9 protein-coding genes are annotated in these 6889 nt (G+C 56.7%); 1 reads left to right on the forward strand and 8 read right to left on the reverse strand.

All coding sequences use genetic code 11. The features are described from left to right. The 8 genes from OKC30_RS19125 to OKC30_RS19160 all read right to left on the reverse strand — a co-directional run. Positions 1–1017: ArsJ-associated glyceraldehyde-3-phosphate dehydrogenase (locus OKC30_RS19125; protein ID WP_270809750.1), on the reverse strand; the 1017-nt coding region annotated here is incomplete at its 3' end. Between the two features lie 10 nt (positions 1018–1027). Then, positions 1028–1525 (reverse strand): phosphatase domain-containing protein, encoded by a 498-nt coding sequence (locus OKC30_RS19130; RefSeq protein ID WP_224480018.1) that lies wholly within the window; start codon positions 1523–1525, stop codon positions 1028–1030. Between the two features lie 33 nt (positions 1526–1558). Continuing rightward, positions 1559–2059 carry an arsenate reductase ArsC gene (locus OKC30_RS19135; RefSeq protein WP_043163174.1) on the reverse strand — a complete coding sequence of 167 codons (501 nt, stop codon included), beginning with the start codon at positions 2057–2059 and terminating at the stop codon, positions 1559–1561. Position 2060: 1 nt separating this feature from the next. After that, positions 2061–3848 (reverse strand): arsenical pump-driving ATPase, encoded by a 1788-nt coding sequence (gene arsA / locus OKC30_RS19140; protein WP_005303837.1) that lies wholly within the window; start codon positions 3846–3848, stop codon positions 2061–2063. 68 nt (positions 3849–3916) lie between these two features. Then, a complete protein-coding gene (arsD, locus tag OKC30_RS19145) occupies positions 3917–4345 on the reverse strand; it encodes an arsenite efflux transporter metallochaperone ArsD (protein WP_005303835.1) in 429 nt (142 codons plus the stop codon). Between the two features lie 10 nt (positions 4346–4355). Further along, the gene (locus tag OKC30_RS19150; protein ID WP_005303833.1) at positions 4356–4835 is read right to left on the reverse strand and encodes an arsenate reductase ArsC; all 480 of its coding nucleotides are present in this window, start codon (positions 4833–4835) and stop codon (positions 4356–4358) included. After that, positions 4832–5215 carry an ArsR/SmtB family transcription factor gene (locus OKC30_RS19155; protein ID WP_005303831.1) on the reverse strand — a complete coding sequence of 128 codons (384 nt, stop codon included), beginning with the start codon at positions 5213–5215 and terminating at the stop codon, positions 4832–4834. The genes OKC30_RS19150 and OKC30_RS19155 overlap by 4 nt, the downstream gene beginning before the upstream one ends. A gap of 85 nt (positions 5216–5300) precedes the next feature. Further along, complete coding sequence (locus OKC30_RS19160; RefSeq protein ID WP_005303829.1) at positions 5301–5597, reverse strand: ArsR/SmtB family transcription factor; 297 nt, start codon at positions 5595–5597, stop codon at positions 5301–5303. A gap of 106 nt (positions 5598–5703) precedes the next feature. Between OKC30_RS19160 and OKC30_RS19165 the strand changes: the two genes are divergently transcribed. Then, positions 5704–6780, forward strand: coding sequence for a permease (locus OKC30_RS19165; protein WP_005303827.1), 1077 nt, complete (start codon positions 5704–5706; stop codon positions 6778–6780). Positions 6781–6889: the final 109 nt, after the last annotated feature.

Below are 6889 nucleotides of genomic sequence, written 5' to 3' on the forward strand. Positions count from 1 at the left end.
GAAGAGGGATTTGGTGATCAGATCATGGGCTTCACCAAAAGTTCCATTCAGGTCGAGCTGATTTGGGCAACAACGCCCATACCAAGCGTAAATCTTCACCTGGGTGTCGTTGACCACCATGGTGGAGAGTGCATCTATGGTGCAGGAGCGCGGATCCGTCTTGTAATCCACCGACACCAAGGGGCGCTCTTCATAGCCCATGATCCCCTTGAGCTCACTCATAGCGGCAGCCTTGAGCAAGTCATTGACTTCGGCTTCGGTAGTAGGGCGGTTCACCTCGAACACGCAGTCGGTGAGGGAGGCGTTGGCGAGCGGCACCCGCACCGCATGACCGTTCAGCTTGCCCTTGAGCTCGGGGAAGATATGGGTGATGGCGGTGGCAGAACCCGTGGTGGTGGGGATCAGGCTCAGGCCGCAGGCGCGGGCACGGCGCAGGTCAGCATGGGGGGCATCCAGAATGGTCTGGGTGTTGGTGATGTCATGAATGGTGGTCATGGAGCCGTGCTTGATGCCGAGCTGCTCATGGATCACCTTCACCACTGGCGCCAGGCAGTTGGTGGTACAGGAGGCAGCCGTCACTATGGGATGCTGCGCCTTGTCGTAGAGGTGGTGGTTGACTCCCATGACGACGTTCAGGACACCTTCTTCCTTGACCGGAGCTGTCACCACAACACGCTTCACCCCTTGCGCTAGATAAGCATTGAGCAGGGCCTTGGTTTTCATCTTGCCGGAAGCCTCGATCACCACATCACAATCAGACCAGTCAGTCTGACCGATCTCTTTGTTGCGAGTGCAGAGGATGCGATGGTTACCGATCACCATCTCGTCCCCATCGCTGCTGGCTTCATGATGCCAGCGGCCATGGACTGAATCGAAGGTGATGAGGTGTGCCAGAGAGGCGGCATCGCCAGCCGGGTCATTGATGCGCACAAACTCCACATCCGCCCAGTCGAAGGCGGCGCGAAATGAGAGACGGCCCATGCGGCCAAAACCGTTGATACCAACTTTGATAGTCATGCTGTTTTCCTTAACCGGCGAATGAGTAGTGGGTATTGAGGTAGTGAACGTGGGGCGCCAGGGTCAGCGCCTTAGGGCGCAGCCCTTGCACAAGCGACTTGACCTGTGTGGGGGCGTAGCCCGCCTCCAGCAGCAAGATGGCCGCCATCAGCCCGGTACGACCCGAGCCGCCACGGCAATGAATGGCCAGGGTCTGACCCGCCGCCAGACGCGCCAGCAGATCTGCCTTGTGGTTGGCAAAGGCAGCGGCAAAGGGCGCTTCGGGGGCACAATCGTCCTCTACCGGCAGCTGGAACCAGGCCAGCCCCAACGCGGCGCACTCTGCGGGCAAGCTATCGGCCTTGAATTCGCTAAGCTCGGCATCGGGCATCATGGTGACCACCGCATCTGCCCCTGCGGCTTGCAGGGTCTTGAGGGAGGCTTGCAAGGAAGCCTCCTTGGTGCCAGGGCAGGGGGTGAAGATAAGGCGGGCGCCATTATCCAGGTTCAGGATGTCAAACGGGTGCATGATAAACAGCGACTCCATGTCTCATTGAGAACGTTAGGTGGGTGAAGATAGGTTGATGGTACGCATCGCTTGTTGCAGCGAGATGCGATCCAGTTTGTTCAGTGGCAGGCTCAGAAAGATCCGCAGTCGGTTGCCGATTTCGTGATAAGCCTTGTTGAACGCCGCCCATTGCGCCGCATCACTCTCTGTCACGGCAGCCGGGTCACTAAAGCCCCAATGGCCGGTGATGGGCTGCCCCGGCCATGCCGGGCACTGCTCGCCTGCCGCCTGGTCACATACCGTCAGGATAAAATCCATCTTGGGGGCATCTGGGTGGGCAAATTCTTCCCAGCCTTTACTGCGCAGGGTGCTGGTGTCCAGATTGTGTTGCGCCAGCAATTCAAGGGTCAGTGGGTGTATCTCCCCTTTCGGGGAGACGCCAGCACTAAACGCCTTGAAGTTGCCCTGACCGAGCCGGTTGAGTAGCGCCTCCGCCATGATGCTGCGGGCCGAATTGCCGGTGCAAAGGAAGAGCACATTGAACGGACGTTGCATCTCACATCTCCTTGTAGATGGGGTGACATAAATCTTGCAGCGCTTTCACGCCCACCGGCTCGACAGCTTGCAAGGGCACCACGGCATAACGCTTGGCATGCTCCTGCTTGACCGCTTCGATATGGGGCTGCTGGCGATACGCTCGCTGGGCCAGCAGTGGCGAGGTGACACTGGCCGGGGCCAACATGTGATTGACTACCCAGGCCCATGGCTCGATACCGGCGCGGCGCAGGTCAGCTTGTAAGTTGGCCGCCTCCTGTACCGGGGTGGGCTCGGGCAGGGTGACGATCATCACCTTGGTCTGTTTCGGGTCTTGCAGCTGCATCATGGGGGTGGTGAAGTGCAGCCCTTTGCCACCCATCTGACGGGCGATCTCTCTGTGATAGGCACCAGTCGCATCAAGCAGCAAGAGGGTATGGCCAGTGGGCGCCGTATCCATCACCACGAAGCGCTTGCCAGCCTCGCGAATGATCCGCGAGAAGGCCTGAAACACGGCAATCTCTTCGGTGCAGGGGGAACGCAAATCTTCTTCCAGCAGTGCGCGACCCTGGGCATCCAGACTCGCCCCCTTGGTAGCCAGCACCTGAGCACGGTAACGCTCGGTCTCGGCGTGGGGATCGATACGGCTGACCTCCAGGCTGGGCAGTGCCCCTGCCAGTGTCTCCCCCAAATGGGCGGCGGGATCTGAGGTGGTCAGGTGAACCGGCAGGCCTCGACTAGCAAGCTCCACCGCCACTGCCGCAGCCAGGGTAGTTTTACCCACACCGCCCTTGCCCATCAGCATGATGAGCCCGTGGCCATCGCTGGCCAGCTCATCGACCAGTTGCTTCAATCCGGGGTGTGGTTCAGTGGTTGCGCTCTCAACCTCATAAGTCCCAGTGACCGATGCTGCACCCAGTAACTGGCGCAGGCTGTCCACGCCCACCAGATTGGTCGCTAACAGCGGCACTCTGTCTTGTGGCAAACTTGCCAGCAGCGCTGGCATATCAGCCATAGCCTGCTGCTCACGTTGCCATACGGCTGTTGCCAAGGGATCATCAACCAGCTCGCTTTGCGGGAAGATGCCATTGATAACCAGTTGCTGATTGGCAAGACCGATGGTCGCCAGTTCGTCATGGGTACGTGCCACTTCCCGCAGGGTCGAGGCTTGCGCGCGGGCGACCAGGATCAGCCGTGTTTTCCCGGCATCAGAGAGTGCTGCAACGGCCTCAGCATATTGGCTGCGCTGCTTTTCCAGTCCAGCCAATGGCCCCAGACAGGAAGCATCGCCTTTGCCCTGCTCCAGAAACTCGCTCCATGCCCCCGGCAATTGCAACAGACGGATGGTGTGACCGGTCGGTGCCGTATCGAACACGATGTGGTCGTATTCCCCCACCAGGCTGCTGTCGGTCAAGAGCGCAGTGAACTCGTCAAAGGCGGCGATCTCTGTGGTGCAGGCACCGGAGAGCTGTTCTTCAATACTGCGTACCACGCTTTCGGGCAGCTTGCCGCGCACTGGGCCAACGATACGTTCGCGATAGGCTTGCGCGGCGGCTTGCGGGTCAATCTCCAGTGCTGATAACCCATCGACTTGCGGGATCCTGGTGATCTGGTTCCCTATCTGGGTGTCGAACACTTGGCCTACGTTTGAAGCCGGATCCGTGCTGACCAGCAGTACCCGTTTGCCACTGTCACACAAGGCAACCGCACTGGCACAGGCCAGCGATGTTTTACCCACCCCACCTTTACCGGTGAAGAAGAGAAATGGGGGCGAATCATTGAGAAACGAGTAGTTCAGAAACGGGGACATGAGAGACTCCTATCAGGAAGAACGAGGCCATAAAGCAAACAGAGATCTTTCCAACCACACGATGGTGCTTAGCAGCAACCACTGCTACCGGAGCAGCATCCACTCTTGACGATCCCTTTGATGGCCCCGGCTTTGTTGGACTCAGCTTCTGGCTGTTCAACGTCGGCACCATCGCTTTCTGGTGCTTTCGGCAACTCCAGTCCTGCATAGCGGATCAGCTCAGCGCGGCTGGGATAACGACCAGTGAGTACCACCTGACCATCAACCAGCGTCACCGGTAATCCTTCTTCCCCTGTCAGTTCCAAGAAGGAAGATACTGCCGGGGTTTCAGCGAAGACCAGAGGCTGTTGTGCCAGGTTGAATCGGTATAAAGAGCCACCCTGCTGCTTGAGCCACTCGGCATCACCAGCAAAGATCACCAGATTTTGGTCAACATCTGCGCCACATACACCGCTGGAGCAGCACAGGGCAGGGTCGAATACCTGTATCAGTCTCATGATTTCTTCCTCACTTAATCTCGGTGGCAATCGTATCCAGAGCTGCTTTCAGCCCCTCGCGATCATTGGAAAAACGGGATACATCCTGCGACAAGAGGGCTTCGATACGCTTTCTCAGCGTCGAGTATGCACAGTGAAAGGCGAGCGCTATCTGCTCCTCGCTGCCGGTCACATGAGCGGGATCATCTACGCCCCAGTGGGCTCGCAATACAGGCCCCAAATAGACAGGACAGGTTTCATTGGCCGCGTTACCACACACACTGATCACAACATCTGGCGTCACCGGCAGCTCATGCCAAGATTTGCTGTGCAATCCGCTGATGTCGATACCTTCGTGGGTCAATAACGCCAGTGAACGAGGATGTACCTCACCGGTTGGCTGACTACCGGCACTCATGGCATGCCAACCGGTTGGAGCCAGGTGGTTAAAGGTCGCCTCTGCCAGAATGGAACGGCAAGAGTTGCCTGTGCATAGGAACAAGATATTCATGATGAGCAACTTTCCTTGTTGGTGCAGGTATGAACGGGGGGGAGCACCTCAGGGGTACAATTGGCCGCGCTGCGCATATCCGAGCACTGCTCTGGATTGCCATAGCAGCACTCTTCGGTGAGGTAACCGATCAAGTCGAGCATCAGGGGAATATTGGCGCGGTAACGCAAGAAACGGCCCTCTTGCTCCACCGAGACAAGGCCTGCATGCAGCATGGCTTTCAGATGGAATGAAAGAGTGTTCGGGGCGATATCCAGTTCACTGGCAAGCTGGCCAGCGACCATACCCTCCAGCCCTGCCTTGACCAGCAGACGCCATACATCGAGGCGGATACCGGATGCGAGAGACTCGAAGACTTTAGTGGCTGTATCTTTATTCATTTGAACCTCTTCATTCATTTCATGAGTACAACTATACAAGAATAGTTGAAATGATCAACCCACCCAGACCTTGCCATTGATTTATTTAGGTACAGGTGCTGTTTACACAACACTCTTCACGGAAAAACGCGATGATCTCTTCCAGCACTTCGTATTGAGAGACGCACAGCAGAGTACGGCTCTCCCGGTTCTGCTTGACCAGACCCACCGAGACCAGTGCGGCAATGTGGTGGCTCAGGGTCGATGCGGGAATGGCGAGCTGCTTTTGCAACTCTCCGACAGGCAGGCCCTGTTCTCCCGCCTTGACCAAATGCTTGAAAATGAACAAACGGGTCGGATGACCCAGCTCTTTCAATGCCTTGGCAACCTCTTCCAACTCCATAGCTCGCTCTCCTTGATGAAACATATTTCGATAATACCAGAAATATCTTGACCACCCCAATTGTTCGATTATTCTGGAAATGTAGTAAATCAAAGAGGATATGAAGATGAATGATTGGTTAACCATGCTGACAGATGCATCTCAGATGTTTTTGTTCCTGGCCTTTGAGCTCTCTGTACTGTTCCTGGTGATCAGTGCCGGGGTCAGCTTGATCCGCCAGAAGATACCCGACGCCAAGATTCAAGCCATGCTGGGGGCACGAAAAGGCAGAGGCTATTTGATTTCTGCGGTACTGGGGGCATTGACCCCTTTTTGCAGTTGCTCAACCATTCCTATGCTGCGCGGACTCTTGTCTGCCAAAGCCGGTTTTGGGCCAACCCTGACCTTCCTGTTTGTCTCGCCGCTGCTCAACCCGATCATCATCGGCTTGATGTGGGCCACTTTCGGCTGGAAAGTGACGGTACTGTATGCCGTGATTGCAGCAGGCGTTTCTGTACTGGCGAGTATGCTGCTGGACATGCTGGGGTTTGAGCGTCATGTCATTGACCCCAAAGAGGCCAAGCAAAGCAGCTGTGGCACCGGTTGTGACACCACTACACAAGAACCTGCAAGTGTGAGTGCAACAGCCTGCTGCTCAAGCAATGCTATCAAGTCCGTCAAACCGCTAAAAGCTCAGGCATCTTGCTGTACTGCGCAACCCGATGAGGCCGCGCCAACTGTCTCTTGCTGCGCAGATGGCACTGCGGCACTGACCCAGGCCCCAGTCATTCCCACGGCCTTCGCCAAAGCGCGTATCGATGCCTGGCAACAATTCAAAGAAGTGCTGCCTTACTTGTTGCTGGGGGTGCTGATAGGGTCATTTATCTATGGTTTCATCCCCGCCGAGTGGATAGCGGCCCACGCCGGGGTAGACAACCCGCTGGCGATCCCATTCAGCGCAGTTGTGGGTATTCCACTCTATATCCGGGCAGAAGCCGTTATCCCTCTGGCATCGGTATTGCTGGGCAAAGGAATGGGCATGGGGGCGGTGATGGCACTGATTATCGGTAGTGCGGGGGCCAGCCTGACCGAGGTGATCCTGCTCAAGTCGATGTTCAGAACACCTATGATTGTGGCGTTCCTGACCGTAATACTGGGGATGGCCGTCATGATGGGTTATCTGACCCAACTGCTGTTTGCATAAATGACAAAGGGCCTTCTGAAACAGAAGGCCCTTTTTTAGGTTCTTCGCGGGATCTTGGGGAAGTGGAAGTTGACAGACAGGGTGCTGGTAAACTGGCTGTCTCCAAACA

It is taken from the genome of Aeromonas sp. QDB18 (genome assembly GCF_027705325.1).
Classification (GTDB): domain Bacteria; phylum Pseudomonadota; class Gammaproteobacteria; order Enterobacterales; family Aeromonadaceae; genus Aeromonas; species Aeromonas caviae.

Excerpts from the sequence above, each read along its gene's own strand:
- arsD (WP_005303835.1), bottom strand. The coding sequence starts at position 4,345 with ATGAGACTGATACAGGTATTCGACCCTGCCCTGTGCTGCTCCAGCGGT.
- arsA (WP_005303837.1), bottom strand. The coding sequence starts at position 3,848 with ATGTCCCCGTTTCTGAACTACTCGTTTCTCAATGATTCGCCCCCATTT.
- OKC30_RS19160 (WP_005303829.1), bottom strand. The coding sequence starts at position 5,597 with ATGGAGTTGGAAGAGGTTGCCAAGGCATTGAAAGAGCTGGGTCATCCG.
- OKC30_RS19135 (WP_043163174.1), bottom strand. The coding sequence starts at position 2,059 with ATGCAACGTCCGTTCAATGTGCTCTTCCTTTGCACCGGCAATTCGGCC.
- OKC30_RS19165 (WP_005303827.1), top strand. The coding sequence starts at position 5,704 with ATGAATGATTGGTTAACCATGCTGACAGATGCATCTCAGATGTTTTTG.
- OKC30_RS19155 (WP_005303831.1), bottom strand. The coding sequence starts at position 5,215 with ATGAATAAAGATACAGCCACTAAAGTCTTCGAGTCTCTCGCATCCGGT.
- OKC30_RS19150 (WP_005303833.1), bottom strand. The coding sequence starts at position 4,835 with ATGAATATCTTGTTCCTATGCACAGGCAACTCTTGCCGTTCCATTCTG.
- OKC30_RS19130 (WP_224480018.1), bottom strand. The coding sequence starts at position 1,525 with ATGCACCCGTTTGACATCCTGAACCTGGATAATGGCGCCCGCCTTATC.